23 protein-coding genes, 1 tRNA gene and 1 other annotated feature are annotated in these 25184 nt (G+C 64.9%); of the genes, 9 read left to right on the forward strand and 15 right to left on the reverse strand.

What is annotated here, in order from left to right; translation table 11 throughout:
* Positions 1-9: 9 nt before the first annotated feature.
* From AC1IN8_RS07795 to ltnD, 9 genes are all read right to left on the reverse strand, one after another.
* Entirely contained in the window at positions 10-1410 is a 1401-nt protein-coding gene (locus AC1IN8_RS07795) for an OprD family outer membrane porin (RefSeq protein ID WP_139439698.1), read from the reverse strand.
* 618 nt (positions 1411-2028) lie between these two features.
* On the reverse strand, positions 2029-3960 hold the full coding sequence (locus tag AC1IN8_RS07800; RefSeq protein ID WP_479758553.1) for a methyl-accepting chemotaxis protein: 1932 nt from the start codon (positions 3958-3960) through the stop codon (positions 2029-2031).
* 59 nt (positions 3961-4019) lie between these two features.
* Positions 4020-4910, reverse strand: a complete 891-nt coding sequence (locus tag AC1IN8_RS07805; RefSeq protein WP_479758554.1) for a DMT family transporter — start codon at positions 4908-4910, stop codon at positions 4020-4022.
* A gap of 86 nt (positions 4911-4996) precedes the next feature.
* Positions 4997-6502, reverse strand: a complete 1506-nt coding sequence (locus AC1IN8_RS07810) for a GntP family permease (RefSeq protein WP_479758555.1) — start codon at positions 6500-6502, stop codon at positions 4997-4999.
* Positions 6499-7449 carry a D-erythronate dehydrogenase gene (gene denD / locus AC1IN8_RS07815; protein ID WP_479758556.1) on the reverse strand — a complete coding sequence of 317 codons (951 nt, stop codon included), beginning with the start codon at positions 7447-7449 and terminating at the stop codon, positions 6499-6501. Before denD ends, AC1IN8_RS07810 begins: the two co-directional genes overlap by 4 nt.
* Before the next feature lie 35 nt (positions 7450-7484).
* The gene (gene otnI, locus AC1IN8_RS07820; protein ID WP_479758557.1) at positions 7485-8258 is read right to left on the reverse strand and encodes a 2-oxo-tetronate isomerase; all 774 of its coding nucleotides are present in this window, start codon (positions 8256-8258) and stop codon (positions 7485-7487) included.
* Positions 8255-8887, reverse strand: a complete 633-nt coding sequence (gene otnC / locus AC1IN8_RS07825) for a 3-oxo-tetronate 4-phosphate decarboxylase (protein WP_043758491.1) — start codon at positions 8885-8887, stop codon at positions 8255-8257. Before otnC ends, otnI begins: the two co-directional genes overlap by 4 nt.
* Positions 8880-10130 (reverse strand): 3-oxo-tetronate kinase, encoded by a 1251-nt coding sequence (gene otnK / locus AC1IN8_RS07830; RefSeq protein ID WP_479758558.1) that lies wholly within the window; start codon positions 10128-10130, stop codon positions 8880-8882. The genes otnC and otnK overlap by 8 nt, the downstream gene beginning before the upstream one ends.
* Positions 10127-11035: an L-threonate dehydrogenase gene (gene ltnD / locus AC1IN8_RS07835; protein WP_479758559.1), complete on the reverse strand. Its 909-nt coding sequence runs from the start codon at positions 11033-11035 to the stop codon at positions 10127-10129. The genes otnK and ltnD overlap by 4 nt, the downstream gene beginning before the upstream one ends.
* Positions 11036-11291: 256 nt before the next feature.
* Here ltnD and AC1IN8_RS07840 point away from each other — a divergent pair, with 256 nt between their 5' ends.
* Positions 11292-12080: a DeoR/GlpR family DNA-binding transcription regulator gene (locus AC1IN8_RS07840; protein ID WP_202047020.1), complete on the forward strand. Its 789-nt coding sequence runs from the start codon at positions 11292-11294 to the stop codon at positions 12078-12080.
* A 13-nt stretch (positions 12081-12093) separates the two neighbouring features.
* Here AC1IN8_RS07840 and AC1IN8_RS07845 read toward each other — a convergent pair whose 3' ends face one another.
* Complete coding sequence (locus AC1IN8_RS07845; RefSeq protein WP_139434185.1) at positions 12094-12249, reverse strand: entericidin A/B family lipoprotein; 156 nt, start codon at positions 12247-12249, stop codon at positions 12094-12096.
* Positions 12250-12290: 41 nt separating this feature from the next.
* Positions 12291-13352 carry a PQQ-dependent sugar dehydrogenase gene (locus tag AC1IN8_RS07850; protein WP_479758560.1) on the reverse strand — a complete coding sequence of 354 codons (1062 nt, stop codon included), beginning with the start codon at positions 13350-13352 and terminating at the stop codon, positions 12291-12293.
* 278 nt (positions 13353-13630) lie between these two features.
* On the opposite strand from AC1IN8_RS07850, the gene AC1IN8_RS07855 reads away from it, so the two are divergent.
* The gene (locus AC1IN8_RS07855) at positions 13631-15271 is read left to right on the forward strand and encodes a SulP family inorganic anion transporter (protein ID WP_479758561.1); all 1641 of its coding nucleotides are present in this window, start codon (positions 13631-13633) and stop codon (positions 15269-15271) included.
* Between the two features lie 198 nt (positions 15272-15469).
* Here AC1IN8_RS07855 and ppk2 read toward each other — a convergent pair whose 3' ends face one another.
* From ppk2 to AC1IN8_RS07870, 3 genes are all read right to left on the reverse strand, one after another.
* A complete protein-coding gene (ppk2, locus tag AC1IN8_RS07860; RefSeq protein WP_247627116.1) occupies positions 15470-16294 on the reverse strand; it encodes a polyphosphate kinase 2 in 825 nt (274 codons plus the stop codon).
* A gap of 229 nt (positions 16295-16523) precedes the next feature.
* Positions 16524-16600 (reverse strand) — tRNA-Arg (locus tag AC1IN8_RS07865).
* 50 nt (positions 16601-16650) lie between these two features.
* On the reverse strand, positions 16651-17805 hold the full coding sequence (locus AC1IN8_RS07870) for a flagellar assembly protein FlgT (protein WP_139434189.1): 1155 nt from the start codon (positions 17803-17805) through the stop codon (positions 16651-16653).
* A 285-nt stretch (positions 17806-18090) separates the two neighbouring features.
* On the opposite strand from AC1IN8_RS07870, the gene AC1IN8_RS07875 reads away from it, so the two are divergent.
* Positions 18091-18711, forward strand: coding sequence for a FlgO family outer membrane protein (locus AC1IN8_RS07875; protein WP_319917120.1), 621 nt, complete (start codon positions 18091-18093; stop codon positions 18709-18711).
* A gap of 20 nt (positions 18712-18731) precedes the next feature.
* Positions 18732-19157 carry an LPP20 family lipoprotein gene (locus tag AC1IN8_RS07880; RefSeq protein WP_202046987.1) on the forward strand — a complete coding sequence of 142 codons (426 nt, stop codon included), beginning with the start codon at positions 18732-18734 and terminating at the stop codon, positions 19155-19157.
* Between the two features lie 321 nt (positions 19158-19478).
* On the opposite strand, the gene pheA is transcribed toward AC1IN8_RS07880, so the two are convergent.
* Complete coding sequence (gene pheA / locus AC1IN8_RS07885; protein WP_202046986.1) at positions 19479-20651, reverse strand: prephenate dehydratase; 1173 nt, start codon at positions 20649-20651, stop codon at positions 19479-19481.
* 38 nt (positions 20652-20689) lie between these two features.
* Positions 20690-20812: a sequence feature (Phe leader region), on the reverse strand.
* Positions 20813-20976: 164 nt separating this feature from the next.
* Between pheA and AC1IN8_RS07890 the strand changes: the two genes are divergently transcribed.
* From AC1IN8_RS07890 to AC1IN8_RS07910, 5 genes are all read left to right on the forward strand, one after another.
* Positions 20977-21576, forward strand: coding sequence for an HAD family hydrolase (locus AC1IN8_RS07890; RefSeq protein ID WP_479758562.1), 600 nt, complete (start codon positions 20977-20979; stop codon positions 21574-21576).
* A 143-nt stretch (positions 21577-21719) separates the two neighbouring features.
* Positions 21720-22550 carry an adenine nucleotide alpha hydrolase family protein gene (locus tag AC1IN8_RS07895; protein ID WP_202046984.1) on the forward strand — a complete coding sequence of 277 codons (831 nt, stop codon included), beginning with the start codon at positions 21720-21722 and terminating at the stop codon, positions 22548-22550.
* Between the two features lie 95 nt (positions 22551-22645).
* Positions 22646-23200: a DUF3157 family protein gene (locus AC1IN8_RS07900; RefSeq protein ID WP_139434195.1), complete on the forward strand. Its 555-nt coding sequence runs from the start codon at positions 22646-22648 to the stop codon at positions 23198-23200.
* A gap of 183 nt (positions 23201-23383) precedes the next feature.
* Positions 23384-24013: an outer membrane beta-barrel protein gene (locus AC1IN8_RS07905; protein ID WP_479758563.1), complete on the forward strand. Its 630-nt coding sequence runs from the start codon at positions 23384-23386 to the stop codon at positions 24011-24013.
* A 173-nt stretch (positions 24014-24186) separates the two neighbouring features.
* On the forward strand, positions 24187-25131 hold the full coding sequence (locus AC1IN8_RS07910; protein WP_139434197.1) for a YbgA family protein: 945 nt from the start codon (positions 24187-24189) through the stop codon (positions 25129-25131).
* Positions 25132-25184: the final 53 nt, after the last annotated feature.

Here is a 25184-nt window from a genome sequence, read left to right on the forward strand (position 1 = left end):
GATGCCTGATTACATGATGGTGAACGGCATGATGATGTGGAACTTGACGTCATGCTCGGAGCTGAACATGTTCGGGTAGTACCAGCTGCCCTTGTCGTCCTGCTCGTTGTTGTAATCGGTGTAGTGCAGCTTGAACAGAGTGCCCTTCAGCTTGCCATCCTGCACCGTGTACATGACGTCGAAGTTGACGGCCCACTCTTTGCCCGGCTCCAGGGTGCCGTCGCCATTGTTGGCATCCCAACCGTAGGCACCGGAGACACCCGCGGCCCAACCCGGAGCACCGACCAGATCATCCAGGGTACGAGTGGTACCGAAGAAGACGGCCTTCTCTTCGTTATGGTTCCAGTCAGAGCGGGAATCCCACCAGATCTCGTTCGCACCCTGGGAGTTGCCGTAGCCACGGGTCAGACGGGGCAGGTAGTTGCCCAGATCCCCTTCGGCCTTGGTGTACAGACCTTCCAGGCGGAAGGAGTAGGGACCGGCTGCCCAGCTTGCGGTCAGGGCTTGTTGCCATGCCAGACCGTCATAGTCTTCGTTCTCGGTGTCGGAACCGTAGAACTGGTAGCTGGTGTTCAGGCCACCCAGCACGTCAAACTTGTGAGCCAGCTTGAAGTGGTAGCTGTCCATATAGCCTTCGGACTGACCAAAGCCACCCGTGATGGCAGTGCCGTCTTCAAAGGTGTAACGGGCTGCCAGACCGTGGATGTAGTCGATCTTGTTCGCATCGGTGAAGGGATCGCTGGCATAGGGGCTGCTCTTGGAGAAGCCGGCGGTGTTCTTGAACCAGGGCGCCTTGTACTCATCGGCGATGGCGTAGGTCAGGTAGAGGCCGCCGAAGTTGCCTTCGATCTGGCCACCGCGGTAGGTACCGGGTTGATAGGACCAGTTGACGCCGAGGATGCCGGGTACATAGAGCTGGGTGTAACCACCCTTGGCGGTGACAGCGTCACCGAACTTGAGTTTCAGGGCGGCGGTGGAGAGGCTGAAGCCATTCTCGGGAACACCGTCACCACCTGAACCCCACTGGTCGCCCCAGAAGGAGAATTCGTTCTCTTCGTTGACCCCGTTGCTCTCGTCAACGGCCAGGTCATAGGCGCCAAAGCCGCCGACATCCAGCCCGACCATGCCCCAGGCATAACCGGAGTTGTAGTTCAGGGCTGCCTGGGTGGTGGCATGGCTCAGGTTGGAGTGGTATTTGCCATCCTGACCCGGACCGGCCTGGACGCGATCACGCTCGCGCTGGAAATAGAACAGGCCGCCTGTCAGCTTGCCTTCGTCGATGAAGGCTTCATAGGACTTGCCGTATTCCGGGCTCATCATGTCTTGAGCCGCGGATGCCATGCCGGGGGCGAGCAGCGCCGCAACCACGGCGGCACTCAAAGAGGCGCGCTTGAAGATCACTTTTTCCATTTGTTATTGCTCCTGATTTTATGGACTTAGCTTTTTTTTCCGGCAGTCGGGCAGAGGCCCGCCGCTCGGCATTGGCATTGCAATCAACACCCCGTAGGGCAAAAAATTCTTGTCTGTGTCGTCCCCTGGTTACCGAATGCCTTGGCGCATCGGCTAGGGGTCATCTGTATATTTACAGTCATTGTTTTTTATGTACCGACCCTTGGCGATCGGACACCACCAAGAGTACGTTCGCGGTGCGAAATATCAACCGGAAGTTCCCTTGAAGTTTCAAAAATATGACCGAGTGCAAATAATCATGATTCTTGGTGTGGGCACTCCCAGCCCACTCATGTCGGCAATGAGAACGCTTTCAGGTGGTTTTTTCCGTTTACCTGGGGGGATCTTGACGTGGAAGCAGAACTTTCTTTGTTAACCTGACGGCAACATATAATTTTGTGTCACAAAAAAAGATGTCCGCCCTGCCGGGTCGGCGCCCCTGACCGGGTGGCGTCGAGCCGACTCCCCGGCAGGGGTCACTGCATCCGGCAGGGCCGCAGGGGCGGACTTGAATGAGGGCAGATGAGGGCGCAGGCCCGGCGCACACAGGGACGCCGGGCCAGCCGAGGGGCGGCTGACTCAGGCCTGGCTCAGGATCCGGGGGATCTGCTGGGCCTGGTGGTGGATGTGCTCGGACACCTGCACCGAGAGACGGCTGCCATGGCGGGCGTGCTGGCTGATGCGGCCGATGAGGGCGGCGAAGCTCGCCAGCCTGTGTTCCTGGCTTCTGGCGTTGTCGGCCCCCTGCAGGGCGATGACGGCGGTGCTGCGCGCCATCTCCCGCACCGTCTGGGTGGTCTGGCGCAACTGTTCGGCCTGTTGGCGCTGCCCGGCGGCTTCCGTCGTGATGCGGGTCAGCACGGTGGCGAGCTGATCACCCGCCTGGGTGAGGCTCGCCAGGATCTCGGTGATCTGGCCGAGGGAGCGCTGGGTGTCGGCGGAGAGGTGGCGCACCTCGTCGGCCACCACCGCGAAGCCGCGCCCCTGCTCGCCGGCGCGGGCCGCCTCGATGGCGGCGTTGAGGGCCAGCAGGTTGGTCTGCTGGGAGATGTGGCCGATGACGTCGACGATGGCGGTCACATCCTCCACCGAGCGAGTCAGCTGGGCCAGGGCGCCGCTGCTCTCGTCGATGGCGAGCCCGGTCTGGGCGGTGGCCGCCAGCATGCCCCCCACCAGTTGCTCGCTCTGGCTCATGGAGTGCTCGTTGTGCTGGGCGTGCTCCGCTATCTCGGCGGCGACCTGGTGCACCTCGCTGGCGAGCTGATTGAGCTCCTGCATCATTGTATCGCTCTCATCCACCGCCTGCTCGGTGGTGCGGGTGCTGTGATGGATCTCCTGCACCTGCTCCACCATCTCCTGCAGGCTGGAGGAGACGCTGGAGAGCTGGCCCGCCTTCTGTTGCTGATCCTGTTGCAGGCGCTGGATCAGGCGGTTGTAGCTCGCGACTATGTCGGCCAGCTCGTTGCGCTCGCGCCCCGTTACCAGCAACTGCGCCTGACCCGTGGCATCGAGCTGCAGGAAGGCTGCCCGCAGTCGCAGCAGGGGCCTGACCAGCCAGCGGCGCTGCACCAGAGCGAACAGCAGGGCGACCACCACCAGGCAGAGCGCCAGCACGCCGAGCACAGTGGCGAGCTCCCGGTTCATGGTCTGGCGAGCGGCGGCGAGCCGCTCACCCAGCTGCTCACCGGCCTGCTGCAGCTGGGTGATGTCCTGCTGCACCATTTGGCGCGCCAGCTGCTGCTGTTGCAGCGCCTTGCTGCTGTTCTCGAGCTCCATGGGGTAGCGCTTGAGCAGGGAGACCAGCTCGGCTTTGGGCAGCTCCCCGAGCTCCTTGCGCACCGGCTCTCCCAGGGTGAACTCGTCGGCGGCGGTCTCCTCGAAGAGGTTCAGGCTCGGCAGGGCCGCCAGGGAACCCGCCTGCTTTTGCAGGGCGGCGAGTTCGAACTGCAATCCTTCGAGGCGCTTGGCGCTCGCCTGCTCCATGTAGTTCTGGCGCTGGTGGGCGAGGGCGGGCAGGGTCGCCAGTATGTCGGCGGCCCCCTGGCGATAGGCCTCGGCGCTGGCCGGATCCCGGTCTGCCCCCTGCTGGCCGTAACGCAGCAGCGCCCGGGCCTGGGTGCTCAGCTCGTTCTCGGCGTTTTGCAGCAGCCACTGGCTGTTGCCGGAGAGCTTGCCCGCCGCCAGATAGTCCCCCTCGATGCGTGCCCCCATCTGCTCGAGCCGGGCGCGCAGCGGGTCGGCTTGCTGCCCGTCCAGCTGCGCCAGCAGTGCGAGCGCCTGCTGGCGCACCCCCTGGGCCTCGGCCAGGCGCAGGGGATCGCCGCTGCCGAGGTAGTCGCGAAGGGCCCCCTGCAGGGGACCGCTCAGTTGTTGTTGCAGGCGCTCCTGCTGGCGCTGGGCCTGTTCGGCCCGATTGAACTGCTGCCAGCCGTGATAGAGGGCGGTGGCCTGAACGCCGGCCACCAGCAGCAGTACGAGGGAGGAGAGGGAGGCATAATGGGCAATTTTCACATCTGAGTCCTGCTAGAAGCACGCGATGGGCGTGAGCTTAAGCAGGGGAGATGGCGTTTTTATGACAGCGGTTGTGCCGCTTTGCGGCTCCCGGGGGCCTTTACCAGCAGGCCGAGCAGGGCACCGCCCATGATGAGGGTCCCCGCCAGCAGGTGGCGCGGGGTGAGCTGCTCACCGTTGAGCCAGACCAGCAGCAGGGTACTCAGCAAGGGGGTGAGGTAGGCGAGCGCCCCGATGCGGCGGGGATCCCCGTCTCGCAGCGCCAGATACCAGGTGACGAAGGCCGCCCCCATGGGACCGAGGGCCAGCCCGGCGATGAGCAGCCAGTCCCCCTGGGGGATCTGGGCGAATGGCAAGGGGCCTTCCAGCATCCATGCCAGCAGCAGGGCCAAAAGCCCCGCGGGCAGGCAGGCGGCCGCCGTGACCACGGCGGGGGCGGGGGGCAGGCGGCGGGAGAGCACCGAATAGGCGCCCCAGACGATGGCGGCGCCGAGGGCCAGCAGGTAGCCCGGCAGATGGGTCTCTTGCAGCTGCAGCTTGCCATCGACCATCACCAGCACCGAGCCCGCCAGACCCAGGGCCCCGGCCAGCAGATGGTGCAGGCTCAGGGGGTGGCCCGGCAGCAGCAGGGGCGTGAACAAGATGATGCAAAGCGGCCAGAGGTAGTTGATGAGATTCGCCTCCAGCACCGGGGCGTGGCGAAAGCTCATGAACAGCAGCAGGTGATAGAGCAGCAGAGCCGTGATGGTCACCAGCCAGGTGAGAGGGCTGGCGCGCCACTGGCGCCAGAATGGCAGGGTGCCCGCGCCGCAGAAGAAGAGCACCAGCCCCACCAGCACCAGGGGAGACACGCTGGTGATCCGGGAGGTGAGCGCCGCGAGGGAGGCCCACAGCAAGATGGTGAGCAGCGCAAAACCGGTGGACTTGTCCCACCAGGAAGAAGCAGACATCCAACACTCCTTTGCAAGATGAAGAAAAAAGAGGGCCAGTCTAGCAGACTGGCCCTCGTCACACAGCGTTGCCTGGACGGCGCGGGTCAGGACTCCCGGCTCGGGACGGCGCCTGCCGCCGGGGTCAGGGACTGCCCCTTGACGTACCAGACGATGAGCGCCAGCACCAGCAGCGGCAGCACGGGGTCGAACCAGGTGCCGCCGGAGCCGAACAGCAGGTTCAGCAGGGCGACGCCGGTGCCGCCGATGGCCCAGGCGATGGTGGTGGGGATGGACCAGACGATCATCTGCTGCTTCACGTCCGAGATCCCCATCATGCGGTTGACCACCCAGAACAGGCTGTCGTTGAAGTAGCCGAAGAAGAGCGACCCCATGGTGGCGGCCTGGGCGGCCAGCAACATGTTGACCCCGGGGATCTGCGCCAGTATGGGGGCGGAGATGGAGGCCGCCGTCACCATGGCCACGGTACCTGACCCCTGGATGAGGCGCACCAGGGTCGCCACTATGAAGGGGATCAGTATGGGGGAGATGGGCAGCTGGGCTATCTGCTCGGCGAGCTGCTGACCCGCGCCGCTGTCGCGCAGCACGGCCCCCAGCGCCCCACCGGCACCGGTCACCAGCAGTATGATACCGGCCGATTGCAGCCCCTCTTCGAGACGGGCGGCGGTGGCGTGTCTGTCCATGTGCGGCACTAGCGTATAGACCGCCAGCAGCACGCTGATGGCGAGCGCTATGATGGGGGTGCCGATGAAGTTGATGCCCTGCACCAGGGGATTCGCCATCAGGCCGTCCATCCCCTCCAGGGTGGCCAGGGTGGTGAAGATGGCCTTGACGAAGATGAGCACTATGGGCACCAGGATCGGCAGCAGCGACAGGGTCAGGCTCGGCAGGGTCTTGCCCTCCTTCTCCTTGAGGTACTGCTCATAGGTGGCTTGCAGCTCGTCCGGGGTCTGGGCTGCGTTCGCGCCGAACTCGGGGTACTTCTTGTCAAGCCACTGGGCATAGAAGACGATGCCGAGCACGCAGGGGATGGCCAGGGCCATGCCGGTCAGCAGCATGGCGCCGATGTCTACGCCAAACAGGCCGGCGACACCGAGCGGGCCCGGGGTCGGTGGCACCGTATGGTGGGTCACCACCAGGCCGCCCGCCAGGGCGACCCCCAGGGTCAGGATGGAGCGCTTGCCGCTTTTCGCCAGCGCCTTGGCCACCGGATAGAGGATGACGAAGGCGGAGTCCACGAAGATGGGGATGCTGACGATGTAGCCCGTGATGGCCAGGGCCCACTCCTCGCGGCGCTTGCCAAGCCACTTGATGAAGCTGTAGGCGATCTGCTCGGCGGCGCCGGAGACCTCAAGCAGGCGACCCATCATGACCCCGAGGCCAATGACGATGCCGATGCTGCCGAGGGTGGAGCCAAAGCCCTGGGTGATCACGGTGAGGGTCTTGTCGATGCTCATGCCGCCGGTGATCCCGGCGATGCAGGCCGCCGCCAGCATGGCGATCAGGGCGTGCACCCGGGTACGGATGACCAGGAACACCAGCACGAAGACCGCGATGATGAGACCTATGATGGGGGTTGGAATGTCGCTCATGATGCCTCCTGCATGTCATGGGTGATGAAACTGTCGATGATGTCGGCAAACGTCCTGTCTGCCGCGAAGCCGAGGGCGCTGGCCCGCTGGTTGTCGATGCGTCCCGGCCAGCTCGCGACTATGCGCTCGATGGCCGGATCTGCGGCAAACTGCACCCGATCCCGGGCCGCCTGGCCACCGGCCTGTGCGAGGGCCTCCAGCATCTCGCCGACGGTCACGCTGATGCCGGGCAGGTTGATGCTGCGGGCGTCACCTGTGGCGGGAAGTCTGGCCGCCAGCAGGAAGTTCGCGACCACGGTGGCGGGGCTCGAGAGCCAGAGGCGCAGCTCCGGGCTCACCGGGCAGAGGGCGCTCTCCCCTTGCAGCGGCTCGCGGATGATGCTGCTGACGAACGACGAGGCGGCGCGGTTCGGCTTGCCCGGCCGCACGCAGATGGTGGGCAGGCGCAGCACCAGACCATCCACATAGCCCTTGCGGCTGTAGTCGTTGACCAGCAGTTCCCCCATGGCCTTCTGGGCGCCATAGGAGGAGGTGGGGGTGAGCGCCGTGCCGTCATTCACCAGCGCCGGCAGCGGGCCGCCATAGACGGCCAGCGAACTGGTGAAGACGAAGCGGATGCCGGGGCGGGCATGGCGGCAGGCCTCCAGCAGGGTGCGGGTGGTGTCCAGGTTGACCTTCCAGCCCAGATCGAAATCCTGCTCCGCATGGCTGCTGACGATGGCCGCCAGGTGATAGACCACGGCGGTCCGCTCGCTGATGAGGGAGTCGGCGACACCGGGTTCGGTGAGGTCGGCCCGCAGGCAGCGAACCCTGGGGTCCGGCAGGGGGGATTGCGGCTGCTGGATGTCTACCAGCAGCAGCTCGGTGAAGGGGTGGGGGCCTTGCAGCAGGGCCCGGGCCAGTTTCTGGCCCAGGAAGCCACCGCCGCCGGTGATGATGATCTGCATCTTGTTATCCTCAGACTCGTTCATGTTCAGGGTCGTTATTGTTGTGTCAGCCAGCCCAGCCCCTCCCGGGTGCCGGCTCTGGGGTTGTATTCGCAGCCTATCCAGTCGTGGTAGCCCGCCTGCGCCAGCACCTTGAACAGGTGGGGGTAGGCGATCTCCCCCTCGTCCGGCTCGTGGCGATCCGGCACCGAGGCGATCTGGACATGGCCTATTGCCGGGCCCAGCTTGCCGATGAGACGGGTGAGATCCCCGTCCATGATCTGGGCGTGATAGAGGTCGAGCTGCACCCCCACGTTGGGTCTGTCTATCTCCTGCACCAGGGCCAGGGCGTCGAGCTGGTGGGCCAGGAAGTAGCCGGGCACGTCCCGATCGTTGAGGGGCTCGAGCAGTACCTTGATGCCGTCTTCGGCCAGGAAGTCGGCGGCGAAGCGGATGTTGTCGATCAGGGTCTGGCGGTGGGCCGAGAGGCTATGAGCCGGGTCGACTATGCCGCTCATGGCGTGCACCTTGGTGCAGCCGAGCGCCAGGGCGTAGTCACGCACGCTTGGCAGGTGGGCGCGAAACTCCGCTTCCCGCCCCGGGATGGCGGCCATGCCGCGCTCCCCCGCGCCCCAGTTGCCCGGCGGCATGTTGAACAGGGCCTGGGAGAGCCCCTGCTCGCGCAAGCGGCGGCCCAGCTCGGCGGCCGGCCACTGGTAGGGGAAGAGGAACTCCACGGCGGCGAAGCCTGCGTCCCGGGCGGCGGCGAAGCGCTCCAGGAACGGCACCTCGGTAAACAGCATGGTGAGATTGGCTGCAAACTTGCTCATGGTTTCATCCTCCTCAATTCATCAATTTCGGGTTCGCTCAGGTAGCGGATGGACTGGCCATGAAGCATCAGTGCCAGGCGCGCCGTCTCCTCCAGCTCTTCCATGTTGTTGACCGCATCCACCAGATCCTTGCCCGTCACCACGGGGCCGTGGTTGGCAAGCAGGAAGGCGTTGCCTTCGGGGGCGCGGCGCCCCAGCTCCTCGGCGATGCGGGCATCCCCCGGTTTGTAGTAGGGGATGAGCGGCAACTGGCCGACCCGCATCACGTAGTAGGGGGTGAAGGGGCGGATGACGTTGGCCGGGTCCAGCCCCTCCAGACAGGAGAGGGCGGTCAGGTGGGTGCAGTGCAGGTGCACCACGGCCCGGCAGTCCGGATTGTTGTGGTAGATGGCGAGGTGGAAGGCCACCTCCTTGGAGGGGCGATCACCCCCCAGGTGCTCCCCCTGCAGGTTGACGTGAGAGAGCCTGTCGGCGCTCAGACGTCCCAGGCAGGAGCCGGTGGGGGTGGCGATCAGGGTGCCGTCCGGCAGCAGGGCGGAGAGGTTGCCGGCGCCCCCGGTGGCATAACCGCGCTGGAAGAGGGAGGCCCCCAGCATCACCATGGTGTCGCGCAGTGCCTGTTCAGTCATGGAAGTACTCCTGAGCCTTGTCGAAGAAGTCGTCGCGCCCGAAGTTGCCGGACTTGAGGGCCAGCGACAGGGGGGCGTCGATGGCCCGCACCCAGGGCACACCGGGGGCGATCTGCGGGCCAATGTGGAACGCCTTGACGCCGAGGGCCTGGGTGACCCGGCTCGAGGTCTCGCCACCGGCGATGATGAAGCGGTCTACCCCGGCGCCTTGCAGCAGTTGGGCGAGGCGGGCAAAGCAGTGCTCCACCGCATCGCTGGCCGCCTGCTGGCCGTGGGTCTCCTGAATGCGGGCCAGCTCAACCGGGCTGGTGGTGGCGTAGACCAGCGGCGCCGGGGACAGGGGCTGGTCCAGCACCCAGCGCGCCAGCTCGGCCGGGTAGTCGGCATCCTCGAGGCAGCGCACCACGTCCAGCGCCAGGGCGGGGGCGTGCTGGCGATAGCGGGCCACCTGGCGGTTGGTCATCTCGGAGCAGGAGCCCGACAGCACAGCGGCGCGGGTGCCTCTGGGCCAGCCCGCCTCGCGGGCACCCTGCAGATCGCCGCTGCCAAGCTGGCGGGCCAGGCCGATGGCGAGACCGGATCCGCCGGTCACCAGGGGCATGTGGAGGGCGGCGGTGGCGATGTCCAGCAGGTGCTGCTCGGTCAGGGTGTCGACCACGGCGTAGCGCACGCCAGCTTGTGTTAGCTGCTCAAAGGCGTCGGCAATGGCGGCGGCACCCTGCGCTATGGTGGCGAACGGCACCAGACCGGCGCGGCCCTGGGCCTGCCCCTCCATCAGCCGCAGCAGGTTGCTGTCGATCATGGGGGTGATGGGGTGATGGCGCATGCCGGACTCGGCCAGCGGCTGGGCGCCGACGAAGAGGTTGCCCTGATAGACGGTGCGACCGTTCACCGGCAGGGCCGGGCAGATCAGGGTGAAGTCCTGGCCAAGCGCCGCCAGCAGGGCGTCGGTGACCGGGCCTATATTGCCCGCCGCCGTGCTGTCGAAGGTGGAGCAGTATTTCTGGTAGATGCGCGGGCAGCTGCGGGCCTTGAGCCAGTCGAGGGCCGCCAGGGAGTCGCGCACCGCCTCATCGGCGGGGCAGGAGCGGCTCTTGAGGCTGATCACCACGGCATCGACCCCGGTCAGATCCGCCGCTGTCGGGATGCCGGCAAACTGGATGGTGGAGAGGCCGTTCTCCACCAGGAAACCGGCGATGTCGGTGGCGCCGGTGAAGTCGTCTGCGATGACACCGAGTTTCATGGCTGATCCTCCTGGCCCGGCAGTGTGATGCCGGAGAACGTCTTGATAACGGCGCTGTCGTCTTCCTGGCCGTGCCCTGCGTTGCTGGCGTCGAGGAACATGTTCAGCGCCGTGCTCGCGAGCGGCAACGGGAAGCGCAGCGCCTTGGCAGTGTCCGCCACCAGGGTGAGATCCTTGACGAAGATGTCCACCGCGGAGCGGGCTTGGTAGTCACCGGCCAGCACCCTGGGCATGCGGTTTTCAAACATCCAGGAGTTGCCGGCGGCATGGGTCACCACGTCATACATGAGATCCAGCGATACGCCGGCCCGGCTGGCCAGGGCCATGGCCTCGGCGGCCACCGCGATGTGCACCCCGGCCAGCAGCTGGTGGATGATCTTGACGGTGCTGCCCTGGCCCGGCTCGCTGCCGACCCGGTAGAGCTTGCCGGCCACCGCATCCAGCACAGGGGCCAGCTTGTTGAAGGCGGCCTCTGAGCCTGCGGCCATCACCGTCATCTCGCCGGCATCGGCCTTGATGGCGCCACCGGAGACAGGGGCATCCAGCATCGGCAGCCCCATCTGCGCCAGCTCGGCGGCCAGGGCGCTCGCCTCTTCGGCCGCTATGGTGGAAGAGACCATGATGGCGGTGCCCGGTTTGAGGTGGCGGGCCAGCCCCTCTTCGCCGAGCAGGATGCGGCGCACCTGGGTGGCGTTGACCACCAGCAACAGCACGGCATCGAGCGTCTCGGCCAGGGGTCTGGCATCGGCCATGACGGCGGCGGCACCGGCCTGCTGCAACTGGCTGCGGGCCTGCTCGCTGAGGTCGATGCCATAGGTGGTGAGCCCGGTCCGCAGGCAGGAGCGGGCGGCGCCCATGCCCATGGCGCCCAGGCCGATGACCGCAACATGATAGGGAGTGCTCATCTCATGATTCCTCGAATACGACTGATGAGCCGATAGTAGAGGCTTGCGGCGATGAAATATCAGGCGGTCGTCACAAAAAATAACTTATTGCGTGTTAATTTTTGTTATTTCTGAGGGTTGAGATTCTTTCGAGTCAATAAATGCTGCCATTTGTGTGAGAAAATGTGATTTGTGAGCCCGTGTCAGGTTATTTATCATTTTTTCCCAGGTCGCTGGGGTAGAATGGCACCTTCCCTTCCCCGAGGTGCGAGGCAAGATGATTCCCGTAGAGCGACAGCAACGTATCCTGCAACTGCTGGCAGAGCGCGGCGTGGTCAGCATAGTGGAGCTGACCGACTGGTTGCAGGTCTCCCACATGACCATCAGGCGCGACATCCAGAAGCTGGAGGAGCAGGGGCGGGTGCTCTCCGTCTCGGGCGGGGTCAGCCTCTCCCAGCGGATCAAGAGCGAGCCCTCCCACGCCACCAAGCGCAGCCTGATGCAGGGGGCCAAGCTGGCCATCGCCCGGCTCGCCGCCGCCCAGGTGAGCGAGGGGAGCACAGTCTATCTGGATGCCGGCACCACCTCCCTGGAGCTGGCCCGGGAGCTGGCGCTGCGGGAAGATCTGATGATAGTGACCAACGACTTCATGGTGTGCGCCTACCTCATCGAGCACGGCCGCTGCCGTCTCTATCACACCGGGGGCCAGGTCATTCGCGAGAACCAGTCCTGCGCCGGTGAGGCCACAGCCCACTTCCTGCGCAACCTCCATCTGGACGTTGCCTTCCTCTCCTCCTCCTCCTGGGACGGGCAGGGGATCTCCACCCCGAGCGAGCAGAAGGTGCCGGTGAAGCGGGCCGTAGTGGAGTCGGCGGCGACCCGCATCCTCATCTGCGACTCGTCCAAATATGGCAAGGTGGGCACCTTCAACGTGGTGGGCTGGGATGCGATCGATCAGGTGATCACCGACGAGCAGCTGCCCCAGAGCGCCCGGGAGGCGCTGGCGCAGCATGGGGTCAGGGTGACCATGGCGCCGCTCGCCAGCCTGGCCTCCGGCGTCGAGTGACTGTGTCAGCCGGTCACTCTTTGCCGGCCTGAGGCTCGCTCGTCAGGTTGGCGGATCCCTGGATCACCTCGCCCGCCTTCTCTATGTCCCGTCCCACCCCGTGGATGGTGTTGCAGCCCAGCAACCAGAGGCTGGCACAGAGCACCAGCAGGGTTCGATTCTTGTTCATGCTTCCTCCTCGCCGGCGCCCGGTCCGGGCCGGCCTCCATGTCATGGGGTCAGTTTGAGCAGGCGCCCCTTGCCTGAGTCCGTCAGCAGATAGAGGGCGCCGTCCGCTCCCTCCTGCAGGGTACGGATCCGCTCCCCGAGATCGGTCAGCAGCCGCTCCTCCGAGACAATCTTGTCCCCCGCGAGGCGAAGACGCAGCAGGGCCTGACCGCGCAGGGCGCCGACCAGCAGATCCCCCCGCCACGCCTTGAACAGATCGCCTTGGTAGAAGCCCATGCCCGAGGGGGCGATGGAGGGCACCCAGATCCAGCGCGGCGCCGTCATGCCCGGCGCGCTCTGGCCCAGGCCAATCTTGCCGCCCCCGTACTCCTCGCCGAAGGTCACTCTGGGCCAGCCGTAGTTGTGGCCCGGCAGGATGAGATTGACCTCGTCCCCGCCCTGGGGGCCGTGCTCGTGGGCCCAGAACTGCTGGCTGCCTGGGCGCAGCGCCGCCCCCTGCATGTTGCGATGGCCCAGGCTCCAGATCTCCGGCAGGGCCCCCGCCGTCTTGACGAAGGGATTGTCGGCGGGCACCCGGCCATCCCTGTGCAGGCGCACCGTCTTGCCGAGGTGGTTGTCCAGCGTCTGGGCCCGCTCCCGCTCGCTGTAACGATCGCCTAGGGTGATGAAGAGATAGCCATCCTCGGTCAGTACCAGGCGGGAGCCGAAGTGGGCGCCGCCGGCCACCTTGGGCTGCTGGCGAAACAGCAGTTGCCAGTCGACGAGGGCGTCCTTTTGCAGCCGGGCGCGGGCCACGGCGGTGCCGGCTCCGCCGTCCCCCGGCTCGCTGTAGCTGAGATAGAGCCAGCCCTCGTCGTCCAGGGCGAGATCGAGCAGGCCCCCCTGACCCTGATTGGCGATGGGGGGCAGGCCCGAGATGACATGGCGCTCGCCGCCGGCGTCGATGCGCAGCAGGCGGCCCGGGCGCTCGCCAATCAGATAGCCGCCCCCCGGCAGCAGGACCAGCCCCCAGGGATGGTTGAGCCCCTCCACCAGGGGGGTCAGTGTCAGCGCCCGGAGCGGGCTCACCAGGCAGATCAGCAGCAGTGCAAGCAGTCGCAGCAAGGGGATCTCCTCTTGGAAGGGGGGCTGGCCGGCGGCGCAACGTCGCTGAAGTATAGGGGGTTGCCAACAGAGGGAGGGCGATGGCCCGCTCTGCGGGCTTTCCCCACCACGACGCTCAAGGCATTCAGCCCGACGCAAGGCGGGAGGCGTACACTTGATGGTGCGATGAGACATGGCTCGCACGCCTGGGCGAGCGGCCATGGTCATAGGCTGGCCGCGGTCACTCGAGCGCCGGTGCAGCATCGGGGCCATAGGGCCATGAGTTCATGGAGGATAAGATGTCATCACCCGCGTCGGCGCCAAGGCGCTCCCTGTCCGACCTGCTGGCCGGCGTCACAGCGGCGGCGGTCGTGCTGCCCAAGGCCATGGCCTATGCCAGCGTGGCCGGTCTGCCGGTGGCCGTCGGTCTCTACACCGCCTTCGTACCCATGCTGCTCTACGCCCTGCTGGGCTCCTCCCGGGTGCTCAGCGTCAGCTCCACCAGTACCCTTGCTATTCTGACCGCGACCCAGCTCGGGCTGGTGGTGCCGGACGGGGATCCCGGTCGGCTGCTCACAGTGACCGCCACCCTGACCCTGCTGGTGGGGGCCATGCTGATGCTGGCGGCGGTGCTGCGGCTCGGCTTCGTGGCCAACTTCATCTCCCTGCCGGTGCTGGTGGGGTTCAAGAGCGGCATAGGGCTGGTGATCATCCTCGATCAGCTGCCCAAGCTGTTCGGGGTGCACCTGCAGAAGGAGAACTTCTTCCTGGATCTCTACCACCTGGGGCTGGCCCTGCCCCAGAGCTCCTGGCTGACCCTGGGAGTCGCCCTGGCCACCCTGGTGGTGCTGGTGTTCATGGAGTGGCGCTTCCCCCATTCCCCCGCCCCCTTGCTGGGGGTGGGTATCGGCATCGCCCTGGTGTGGGGCTTTGGCCTGAACGAGGCGGGGGTGGCCATCGTCGGGACCATCCCCACCGGCTTGCCCGCCCTGACGATGCCGGACCTGACCCTGGTGTTGCAGCTGCTGCCGGGGGCGGCGGGCATAGCGCTGATGAGCTTCACCGAGACCATAGCCGCAGGGCGGGCCTTCGTGGGCAAGGAAGAGCCCGAGATCAACCCGAACCGCGAGCTGGTGGCCACCGGGCTGGCCAACCTGGGGGGCGCCTTCTGCGGCAGCATGCCGGCGGGGGGCGGCACCTCCCAGACTGCGGTGGTGCGCTCCGTCGGGGGCCTGAGCCAGTGGGCCTCCGCCGTCACCGCCGCCATGGCGCTGGCCACCATGATCTTCCTAGCCCCGCTGCTCTCCTGGTTGCCGAGCGCCACCCTGGCGGTGGTGGTCATCGTCTATTCGGTAGGGCTCATCCAGCCGGGGGAGTTTCGCAAGATAGGGCAGATTCGCATGATGGAGTTTCGCTGGGCCGCCATCGCCTGCCTGGGGGTGCTGCTGTTTGGCACCCTGGAGGGGATAGTGGTCGCCATCCTGGCCTCCCTGCTGGGGCTGGCCAGCCAGACGGCGCAGCCGCCCGTCTATGTGATTGGCCGCAAGCCCGGGGAGGATGTGCTGAGGCCGCTGGCCGCGCGCCATCCCGATGACGAGACGATCCCTGGCCTGCTGATCCTGCGGCCGGAGGGGCGCCTCTTCTTCATCAATGTGCAGCATGTGGCGGCCCGGATCCGCGAGCTGACCGAGACTCACCAGCCCGAGGTGGTGGTGCTGGACATGAGCCGGGTGCAGGACGTGGAGTACTCGGCGCTGATGATGCTGATGGAGGGGGAGCAGCAGGCCCGCGCCAGGGGGGTCACCCTCTGGCTGGCCGGGCTCAATCCCGGGGTGCTCGAGAATGTGCGCCGCAGCGGGCTGGCCGACCAGCTGGGGGAGGACCGCATGCTGTTCAATGCCAGGGCGGCCATCCGCCAGTATCAGCAGAGCAGGGAGTGAGAGAGCAAGGAATGATCCGGAGGTTCCCCAATGCCCTGTTCAATGCCAGGGCAGCCATCCGCCGGTATCAGCAGAACAGGGATTGAGGGGCAAGGGGCGAGCCAAAGGCCCCCAATGCCAGGACAGTCATCCGCCAGTATCAGCAGAGCAGAGAGTGAGGGGACAAGGGGCGAGCCGGAGGCTGCCCCTTGAGGGTGATCAGAAGAGTTCCGGGATCACCCGGAGCGGGTGCTCCGAGGCCTTGACCTTGCCAATCTTGCGTTTTGGCAGCTTGACCGGCTCGGCCGGCAGCTCCTCGTAGGGAATGTGGTTCAGCAGGTGGGAGATGATGTTGAGTCGCACCCGTTTCTTGTCCTCTGAGCGAGCCACGAACCAGGGGGCCCAGGCGGTGTCGGTGGCGATGAACATGGCGTCCCGCGCCCGGGTGTAGTCATCCCAGCGATCGAAGGACTTGATGTCCATGGGGGAGAGCTTCCAGATCTTGCGCCCATCGTCGATGCGATCCCGCAGCCGTCGCTCCTGCTCTTCCGGGGTCACCTCCAGCCAGTACTTCAGCAAAATGATGCCAGAGTCCACCAGCGCTTTTTCCACCATGGGGGTGCCAGCCAGGAATTTGTCGCTCGCCTCCTGACTGCAAAAGCCCATGATGCGCTCCACCCCGGCCCTGTTGTACCAGCTGCGATCGAAGATGACGATCTCGCCCGCCGCCGGCAGATGCGGAATATAGCGCTGGAAATAGAGCTGGCTCTTCTCCCGCTCCGTGGGGGCCGGCAGCGCTATGACCCTGAATATCCGGGGGCTGACCCGCTCGGTGATCGCCTTGATGGTGCCCCCCTTGCCGGCGCCATCGCGCCCCTCGAAGACGATGCAGACCTTGAGCCCCTTGTGCACTACCCACTGCTGCAGCTTCACCAGCTCCACGTGCAGGCGACGCAGCTCCTTCTCGTATGCCTTGTTGCCAAGGGGCTTGGGCTCGGTGACCGGTACCGGCTGTTCTGCTTTGGATTTTTTCTTGCTAGCCATGATGTCCTTCTTTTTTCTCGAACGGATGAGGAGTGGCCGTCATCCCGGACGGCGCACTTCAAGCGTAGATGACAGTTGTTTCGGTCAGGAAGGGAGCAGGCGAGCGGGGATCCGTATCTGGCGCGCCGCTTGGCGCCGGGGGACTTTGCCTGGGAGGGTCGGGGCTGGCCGCCTGGGCCAGAAAGGCACAAGGGGTTGGCATCTTGCGATGCCAACCCCTTGTTTTGTATGGCGTTCCCGACTGGAGTCGAACCAGTGGCCTGTCCCTTAGGAGGGGACCGCTCTATCCTGCTGAGCTACGGGAACCTTGTGGCGGGCATTATACAAGAAGCATTGTGCTTTTAAACCCTTGATTCCTATTCCAATACGGCCAAATCACCGATTTGGACATTAAACGGTGAATATTTGTTCTGACTGCTGATGATGGCGCCATCCTCGAACACCTGCACCACCTCGAACAGACCGTCGGCGGGGTTGCGCATCACCCTGGACTTGCCATAGGGATCGATGAAGTCGGCGCTGTGCTGGACGCGGAACTGATCCCCGAGCTTGACCCCGTTGCGACGGCCCAGGCTGATGTGGGGGCCCCGCTCGTGCTGGGCCACGATGCGGGCGGTGACGGGGGCGCAGGCGAGCTCGGCGATGATGTCCTGGGCCGCCTCCTTCAGCTGGTAGCTCACCTCCTGGCCGTAGCTGGACTGCCAGAACTGGCCGCTGTGGCTGCCCACCTGCTCCCGCTTGGAGAAGGTCCAGTTGGCCCGGCCCTGATACTCCTTGCGCCCGAGCAGGCTGCCGTTGATGCCGTCGAACAGGTAGAGCTGCATGCGGAAGTTGCGGATCGGGTCTTCATACCAGCTGGTCAGCTGGTTGCCCTGGGGCTCGAGGGAGAGATCGTCGATGCTGCCGAGCACCAGATACTGGCTGTCGGTGCGCAGGCTCAGGGCCTTGATCTCCTCGAGGGCGCTGCGATCCCCCTGCTGCAGGTGGAGCGGGTCGATGCGCAGGTTCTCGTCCAGCCACTGGCGGGCGACCACCCCCTGGGGCGCCGCCGCCAGGGTCTCGAACAGGCGGCGGGAGAGATCCGCCGGCATGTCGTCGAGGGCGCCGGTGCTCGCCTGGTCCGGGTAGCGCATGCGCAGGCGTACCAGCGTCAAATCCTTGGCGTAATGCTGGGTCTGGCAGATCTGGCGCTCGGCCTGGATGTCGGCCACCAGCGTGATGTACATGCGGCCGTTGCGCACCTCCTCGCGCTTGAGGCGGTACTGGCGGATGTCGCCGCCGGAGCGGATCTGGATCTGCTCGGAGCGCAGGCTGCCGTTCTCCAGGCGCTGGATGCTGGAGACGGAGGCGCCGCTGGCCAGCAGGGCCTGACGCAGCGCATCCCGGGTCGCCTGCTCGCGGGCATAGACCTCGTCGCCCCCCAGGATGGCGGCACTGCCTTGCGCCTCTATGAGCTCGGCGCGGGCCGACAGACTGGCCAGCAACAGGGTTGACAGCAGCACAACTTTCATAACGTACACCTTGAATAGACGAACCCCTCTTGCGCCCCGGGGGGCGGATGAGCGGCTTCATGGACACTGGCCTGGTTTGCACCGGGTGCGCAAATAAAAGCAAGATCCATGCCTTGTTCCGGCGAAAGGGTGTACAGCTCGCCGCATTTCCCGGCTCCAGCCTCTTTATTGGCGCCGCCCAAGGCCCTCTGGCGGATCATCGGGCGATCCTTGGCGCATTCCCGTCTCAAGTGTTGGCCGCTGCGACCGATAACAAGTCAGGTGTAGATACAGGAACAGGTATCCATGAACAGAATTATCACGGCGCTGGCGATTGCGCTGGCGCTGGCCGGCTGCGGGTCGGCCGACCCCATCAACCGGGATCAAGGGGATCCCCGGCAGGCGGCCAAGGGGATGGAGCTCAACTGGCTGGTGGCCCGCATGACGGATCAGCTGATGGAGCGCAAGTCCCTCACCACCCTGAGCGAGCCCATCGCCGTCGCCTCCTTCGTCGATCTCGACACCCTGAAGGACACCAACTGGATGGGGTTGCAGATCGAGGAGAGCTTCATCTACGAGCTGAACCGGCGCGGTGAGGTAGTGGTGGACTTCAAGACCACGGGCAGCATTCAAGTGACCCCCGGTGGCGACTTCGTGATGAGCCGCAACTACAAGGATCTCTCCGCCCGCCTGCCCATCTCCCGGATCCTGACCGGCACCTTCAGCCGCAATTCGCAGGGGATCCTGGTCAATGCCAGGATCATCGATCTGCGTACCAAGATGGTGGAGACCACGGCCCAGAGCCTGATCCCGCAACAATATCTGTCCGGCGCCAGCAACTCGTTTGGCCGGGCATCGGTCAACCGGGGTTACCTGATGCGGGGCGGCCAGAGCGCGTCCGGCCATCTGGTCAACCTGACCCCCTGATTTCTGAGGAGTAGACAGCCATGAGAATCGTGCTTGGCCTGATGATGGCCCTCTTGCTGACGGCGTGCAGTGGCAACCGGGTGGTGAACTACGACGTGGCCGAGAAGCCGGATGACTTCCCGGTGCTCAAGGCGGTGGGCTACGCGGTGATCGACATCCAGCCCGGCCCCTCCCAGTCGGAGAAGATGCTGCAGGCGATCCGCGCGTCCAAGATGGACGCCTACCGGGAGCTGGCGGAGCAGCTCAACGGCCAGCAGGTGCGTGGCCAGAGCAGCTACAAGGACCTGACCCAGACCTCCAACTCGCTGGATGTGTCTGTGGCCGGCATGGTGCGCGGTGCCCGTGTGGTGGCGACCTATCCCCGCGGCAACACCTATGCCACCGAGCTGGAGCTCGACACCCGCAACCTCTATCACCTCAACCAGCTGATGGCGGGTCAGTTCTAGGGCTCCAGGGCGGGTCCGAGCGGACGCCGGCATGAGCCCGGCGCTCATCACAACACAGACAAAGGCGAGCGCAGGCTCGCCTTTTTGTTGTCCGGGGGTAGGGTCGGCAGGGGGCAGGAGCGGGGTTGGCGCCCCGCCGGCGTGAGTCTGGGGCCCGGTTGGCGGCCCAGGTCGTATACCTGGAGTGAATGGTGGGAATGTGTCGTTCAGTTTTTCCGAACGCCAAATCGGGGGACTGGAGGCTGCGGCGCCGCCAGCGGGGGTGGGGAGACAGATAAAGAGAGAGGCGAGCCTGATGCTCGCCTCTTGCCGTTCGGGGGCTTAGCTGCCCATCAGCACCGGCGGCACTGCGGTCGGCTTGACGTCTTCGCTCGGGTAGCAGCCCAGCACCTTGACGTAGCGGGTGATCTTGGTCAGCTCCAGCAGGGCGGCCTGCATCTCAGGGGTCTGCAGGTTGGCGGAGACATCCAGATAGAACATCTCCTCCCAGGGGTTGCCCTGCACCGGACGGGATTCCAGCTTGGTCATGTTGATCTCGTGGCTGCGCAGCACCAGCAGGGCCTCCACCAGGGAGCCCGGCTTCTGGGAGGTGGACATGATGAGGGTGGTCTTGGCCGGGATCTGGGGCGCCACGTCGATGGGCTTGCGCGCCACCACGATGAAGCGGCTGTAGTTCTCCTTCTGGTTCGCGAGCTGCTCGGCCAGCACGTCGAGTCCATACAGCTCGCCGCCGGCGGCGCTGCCGATGGCCGCCGCCTCCGGGCTCCCCAGCTCCTTCACCTTCATCATGGCGCTGGAGGAGGAGTCGCAGATCTCGTGACGCGCCCCTTCCAGCTTGCTGAGGTAGTGGGAGCACTGCTGGAACACCTGGGGGTGGGCGTAGAAGGTCTTGATGCGTGACAGCTCGGTGGGCACGGCGGTGAGGATGCAGTGCTCTATGGGATAGGTCAGCTCACCCACGATGGAGAGGGTGGTGTGCTGCATCACGTCGTACACCTCGTTGATGGAGCCCGAGCTGGTGTTCTCGATGGGCAGCACCCCGAAGGCGGCGCGGCCCGACTCCACCGTGTCCAGCACCTCGCGGAAGTTCTGGCAGTTCACCTCGATGACCTGATCCTTATAGCGCGCCAGGTACTTGCGGGCGGCCAGGCTGGAGTAAGAGCCGCGCGGGCCCAGGTAGGCGACGCTGGTCATGGGCTCCTGCTGCTGGGGGTTGAGCAGGCTCTGCAGGTAGGCCTGCTGGGAGAGCACGGAATCTTCGATGATGGTGTGGTAGATGCGGGTGATGTACTGGGCATCCAGTCCGAGGGCACGCCCCTTCTGGATCAGGGCAACCAGCAGGTCCTGCTCCCGCTGGGTGTCGCGGATGGGACGGGGATTGGCCTGCTTGGCGCGGGCAACCTCGATGCTGAGGGTCTTGCGTTTGGCCAGCAGGGCGAGCAGCTCCTGATCCAACTGGGTGATGTCTTGTCTGATCTCGTCGAGCGTTGCCATGGTGGTTCCCTATCCAAATCTTCTGTGGTGGTTGCTGCAAAAAAAAGCCTCCGCTGGGGGAGGCTCGATTCGTCTTTGCTTTCTGTTGATGCGACGACAGGGCCTTCCCTCATGAGGGCCGGATAAACGAGAAAGCAAAGAAGAATGGTGTGTGCATGATGTTGTCCTGAATGTAACGTCATAACCATTAAGGGATTTGGCTCGCCGATGCAAGTAAAACTTGCCCCGGTGCGTTGAACGGGGCAGGGTAGGTGGTCGGGATCCCTGGCCGAATGAGTGTCACACCGGTCCCGTTGTCGCTGGTCAATGAGAGGGAGGCGAGAGGATGGCGATTATCTTCGATCTGGGACGGGTGGTGGTGAGCTGGGATCCGGTCGGCATAGTGCGCTCGGTGCGTGGACCGGAGGGCGCCGAGGCCCTGGCGGAGCTGCTGTTCAACCACCCGGACTGGCTGGAGGTGGACAGGGGCACCCTCTCCCTGCACGCCATGGCGCACCAGGCCGAGGCGCGCACCGGCCTGCCTATGGCACAGAACCTCGCCATCCTGCAGGCGGTGCCCGCCTCCCTGCTGCCGGACCCCGCCATGGTGGCGCTTATCGAGGCGCTGCACAGTGCCGGTCACCGGCTCTACGCCCTCTCCAACATGGGCCATGCCAGCATCGACTGGCTGGAGCAGCATCAGGAGTTCTGGCGCTTCTTCAGCGGTAAGGTGGTGTCGGCCCGGGTGCGGATGCTCAAGCCCGAGCCCGACATCTACCGCTATCTGCTGGTGTCGTTCGACCTCAAGGCTGGGGAGTGTCTCTTTATCGACGACAGCCCGGCCAACGTGGCGGCGGCCCGGGCGCTCGGCCTGCAGGGCATGGTGTTCACCGACGCCCCCGCATGCCGCCGGCAGCTGGTCGAGCAGGGATGGTTGCCCGCCTGAGGGGCCCTTCGCCGGGCCCGGAGAAAAGGGGGGCTGATTTGCCTCTTGAGCGAATAAAGAACAACTTTGTCCCCATTCTTTAAGTGTCTATTCAGCTTTGTCATCGCAAAATAACATCCTATTCATCATCCGGAGCCGTTGTTATGGATGCCAATGTCGTCGCGCTGAATCGGGGATACGATCAGCTATTTCAGGCCAGGGAACAGAGGCTCATCAATACCCTGGCCGGTTACGGCGAACTGCTTGTCTCCTTCTCCGGCCGGCTGGAGTCCTGCTACAGCATGGATCTGTGTCGGGCCAGCGGGGTCCGCTTTCGGGCCATCACCCTGGACAACCCGACCCTGAGCCGCAAGGCGGTGGCCCGGGCCAAGCGCTACTGCAAGCACTACGGCATCGCCCACCAGGTGATCAGGACCGACGAGATGATCTTCAGCGTGCACCTCGGCCACCTCGCGGAGGTGACGGATCCGGTGCGCTACCTCTGCCAGCAGCTCGAACACGATGACGGCCCCCCTATCCTGATGTCGGCCTCGGTGGAGGAGATGCGGGAGTATCTGCGGCGTTTCGACAGTGTGCCGGCCAATACCCTCTGGATCTTTGCCGAGCAGGGCATGACCCACCGGGACTTTCGCTATGGCTTCCACAAGCGCCAGCTGGCCCTGTGGGGGGCGGGGGGAGAGGCTTGCCTGAGCCAGCGCTTCTCCGACGTCGAGTCCCTGGACCGGCGCCACCTGCGTATGGTCGACATGGCCGAGCAGATGCTGTTCGACATGGGGCTGGACGGGGCCCAGGTCTTCTTCCATACCCTGGCGGACAGGGTCACCACCCTGGCCAGGATCAGGGTGCCCCAGCGCATGCGGGCTCTGGTGTTCGACATGCAGCCGAGCATCCAGAAGGCGCTCAAGAGCGCCCAGTTCGATCTGGTGACCCTGGACATGGTATCGGGGGAAGACCCCCAGCAGCTGGTCATCTGACCCCGGCCCAGGCCCGTAACGTGAGTCGGGTCATAGGCAAGGGCAGCCCGACTCTTTATACTGCTCCTTCTGCATCCCTATCGAGTCATCTGCCCATGAAACCCTTGTCCAGACTGCTGCTTGCCCTCTGCCTCTCCCCCATGCTGGCCCAGGCCGCGCCCCTGACCCAGGTCACCCTGGCCGATGGCCGTCAGGTGCAGCTCAACGACGACTTCACCTGGGAATACCTGCTGGTGAAGCCCGCCGAGACGGTGGCCGGCAAGACGGTGACGACGAGCGTGGCGGCGCCCGTGCTGACCGAGCAGGCCCTGGCCAATCCCGACCTGCTCGCCCAGGCGACCCGGGACGGCATCACGGTGACCCTGAACCAGGTGGAGGGCGAGGATCCGCTGCGCCTGCAATTCATGGTGAGCAACACCGGCAGCCGCAACGTGGTGCGGGTCAACGGCAGCCTGACCCTGTTCAGTGCCGAGGGGGTGCAGCTGGCGACCCAGCCGGTGCGCTTCTGGGTCGGGGAGAATCGTCTGCCTGAATCCTATCTGCGCAAGGGCGAGCAGCGTCCGTCGCGGGCCATCGAGCTGGCCCGTCCGGCCAATCTGACCGGCAAGCCGCTGGTGCGGGTGCAGATCGACGAGGTGGAATTCCGCTAGGATAGCGGCGGGGACGGGCAGGCCCGTCCCCCCATGGAGTGTTGCACCGGTAACCGCCAGCAATATCTGCTTACATCTGACATGGTTTGGCAACAGCTTGCCGCTCGGCACCTCCCCCCTCGCCCGTCACAATGGCTCCATTCCAGTTAGGTTCCGCCTAACTCAACAATCGGAGTCAACAAAATGCAAAAACTCGCACTGTCTGTTCTGGTTCTGGCCGGCCTCTCTTCCACCTCCGTCCTGGCGCAAGATGCGTTCAGCTACGCCAAGGGATCTGCCACCTGGGCACACACCAAGTCCGACTACGTCGGTGGCAAGGACAGCAACAACCGCGATTTCGGTGGCCTGAGTCTGGATCTCTCCAAGAGCTTCGGCTCCAACTTCTACGGCCGTTTCGGCTCCGAATACACCTCCCGCAACAGCGGCAATGACAGCATGGCCATCTCCAATCTGGGTATGGGGGTGTTCACTCCCCTCAGCACCAGCCTGAACCTGTACGGTGAAGCGGGTCTGATGGGCTACAGCATGGAGCGCGAGCTCGCCTCCAACGTCAACGACAGCGGCTGGGACGACATCACCCGCAAGCAGAGCGGCAGCCTCTACGGTGAAGTGGGCCTGCGCTACGACATCGGCGCCGTCGAGCTCTCCACCGGCTATCGCTACGCCAACATGACCGACGACATGCATGACTTCAAGGCGGGTGCCGCCTACAAGGTGAGCCAGAACCTGGCCCTCACCGCCGATTACACCTACCGCAACTGGGATCTGCAGAAAGGATCCATCACCAGCCTGGGTGTGAAATACAGCTTCTGATTTCCCTGTCTGTCGTGACCTCCATTTTGCCCATGACCCCGGTCATGGGCTTTTTCATTTTCCGGTGATCCTGTTTTCCCCCTTGTGTCGTATCGGTCCGTAATAGTTATACAACTTTCATTTCTTTGTATAACTGCTATAACTGGTTCAATGCTTATACAAGGGGCGCAATCATGTACAAGATCAAGGTCGGTATCAGTGCCTGTCTGCTGGGGCAGGAAGTGCGGTTCGACGGGGGCCACAAGCGCTCCAGTTTCTGCGAACGGGATCTTGGCGCCCACTTCGACTATCACCCGGTCTGCCCCGAGATGGCCATCGGCCTCGGCGCTCCCCGCGCCGCCATCCGCCTGGTCAAGCGCCATGGGGAGGTGCGGGCCGAGGCGAGCAACGGCAGCTTCGACGTCACCGAGCGGCTCATCGCCTTCAGCGAGCAGAAGGCGCGCCAGCTCGACTTCATCTCCGGCTACATCCTCTGTGCCAAGTCACCCAGCTGCGGCATGGAGCGGGTGCGGATCTATGGCGCCAACAACGAGGGGAGCGCCAAGGAGGGAATTGGCCTCTTTGCCAAGGCCTTGATGGAGGCCAACCCCCTGCTGCCGGTGGAGGAAGACGGCCGCCTGTGCGATCCCATACTGCGGGAGAACTTCGTGCTGCGGGTCTTCGCCTATCACGACTGGCAGCAGCTCTGCGCCAGCGGGATCACCGCCGCCGCCCTCATCCGCTTTCATTCGCGCTACAAGTACCTGGTGCTCTCCCACGCCACCACCCACTACCGCACCCTTGGCAAGTTGCTCGGCAACCTCGGCAAGGCCAACCTGCAGGAGGTGGCCGACAACTACATCAAGGGCCTGATGGCGGCCCTGACCCTGCGTGCCAACCGTCGCAGCCACACCAATGTGCTGATGCACCTGCAGGGCTATTTCAAGCGGGTGCTGACCCCGGCCCAGAAGCAGGAGCTCTGCGACACCATAGACAAGTACCGCACCGGCATCTTCCCGCTGCTGGTGCCCCTCACCCTGATCCGCCACTACCTGAGGGAATACCCCAATGCCTATCTTGCCGAGCAGGTCTATCTCAACCCGCATCCCGATACGCTGAAATTGCGTTACGGGCTTTGAGAATGGCGAGATCAGCCTTATCCAGAGCCGCCCCCCGATACGCGCAAGTTGCG

Source organism: Aeromonas sp. 130281, from assembly GCF_056642115.1.

Excerpts from the sequence above, each read along its gene's own strand:
- pheA (WP_202046986.1), bottom strand. The coding sequence starts at position 20,651 with ATGGCAACGCTCGACGAGATCAGACAAGACATCACCCAGTTGGATCAG.
- AC1IN8_RS07795 (WP_139439698.1), bottom strand. The coding sequence starts at position 1,410 with ATGGAAAAAGTGATCTTCAAGCGCGCCTCTTTGAGTGCCGCCGTGGTT.
- AC1IN8_RS07855 (WP_479758561.1), top strand. The coding sequence starts at position 13,631 with ATGTCATCACCCGCGTCGGCGCCAAGGCGCTCCCTGTCCGACCTGCTG.
- AC1IN8_RS07880 (WP_202046987.1), top strand. The coding sequence starts at position 18,732 with ATGAGAATCGTGCTTGGCCTGATGATGGCCCTCTTGCTGACGGCGTGC.
- AC1IN8_RS07875 (WP_319917120.1), top strand. The coding sequence starts at position 18,091 with ATGAACAGAATTATCACGGCGCTGGCGATTGCGCTGGCGCTGGCCGGC.
- denD (WP_479758556.1), bottom strand. The coding sequence starts at position 7,449 with ATGCAGATCATCATCACCGGCGGCGGTGGCTTCCTGGGCCAGAAACTG.
- otnK (WP_479758558.1), bottom strand. The coding sequence starts at position 10,130 with ATGAAACTCGGTGTCATCGCAGACGACTTCACCGGCGCCACCGACATC.
- AC1IN8_RS07890 (WP_479758562.1), top strand. The coding sequence starts at position 20,977 with ATGGCGATTATCTTCGATCTGGGACGGGTGGTGGTGAGCTGGGATCCG.
- ltnD (WP_479758559.1), bottom strand. The coding sequence starts at position 11,035 with ATGAGCACTCCCTATCATGTTGCGGTCATCGGCCTGGGCGCCATGGGC.
- ppk2 (WP_247627116.1), bottom strand. The coding sequence starts at position 16,294 with ATGGCTAGCAAGAAAAAATCCAAAGCAGAACAGCCGGTACCGGTCACC.
- otnC (WP_043758491.1), bottom strand. The coding sequence starts at position 8,887 with ATGACTGAACAGGCACTGCGCGACACCATGGTGATGCTGGGGGCCTCC.
- AC1IN8_RS07905 (WP_479758563.1), top strand. The coding sequence starts at position 23,384 with ATGCAAAAACTCGCACTGTCTGTTCTGGTTCTGGCCGGCCTCTCTTCC.
- AC1IN8_RS07805 (WP_479758554.1), bottom strand. The coding sequence starts at position 4,910 with ATGTCTGCTTCTTCCTGGTGGGACAAGTCCACCGGTTTTGCGCTGCTC.
- otnI (WP_479758557.1), bottom strand. The coding sequence starts at position 8,258 with ATGAGCAAGTTTGCAGCCAATCTCACCATGCTGTTTACCGAGGTGCCG.
- AC1IN8_RS07895 (WP_202046984.1), top strand. The coding sequence starts at position 21,720 with ATGGATGCCAATGTCGTCGCGCTGAATCGGGGATACGATCAGCTATTT.
- AC1IN8_RS07845 (WP_139434185.1), bottom strand. The coding sequence starts at position 12,249 with ATGAACAAGAATCGAACCCTGCTGGTGCTCTGTGCCAGCCTCTGGTTG.
- AC1IN8_RS07910 (WP_139434197.1), top strand. The coding sequence starts at position 24,187 with ATGTACAAGATCAAGGTCGGTATCAGTGCCTGTCTGCTGGGGCAGGAA.
- AC1IN8_RS07900 (WP_139434195.1), top strand. The coding sequence starts at position 22,646 with ATGAAACCCTTGTCCAGACTGCTGCTTGCCCTCTGCCTCTCCCCCATG.
- AC1IN8_RS07810 (WP_479758555.1), bottom strand. The coding sequence starts at position 6,502 with ATGAGCGACATTCCAACCCCCATCATAGGTCTCATCATCGCGGTCTTC.
- AC1IN8_RS07840 (WP_202047020.1), top strand. The coding sequence starts at position 11,292 with ATGATTCCCGTAGAGCGACAGCAACGTATCCTGCAACTGCTGGCAGAG.
- AC1IN8_RS07870 (WP_139434189.1), bottom strand. The coding sequence starts at position 17,805 with ATGAAAGTTGTGCTGCTGTCAACCCTGTTGCTGGCCAGTCTGTCGGCC.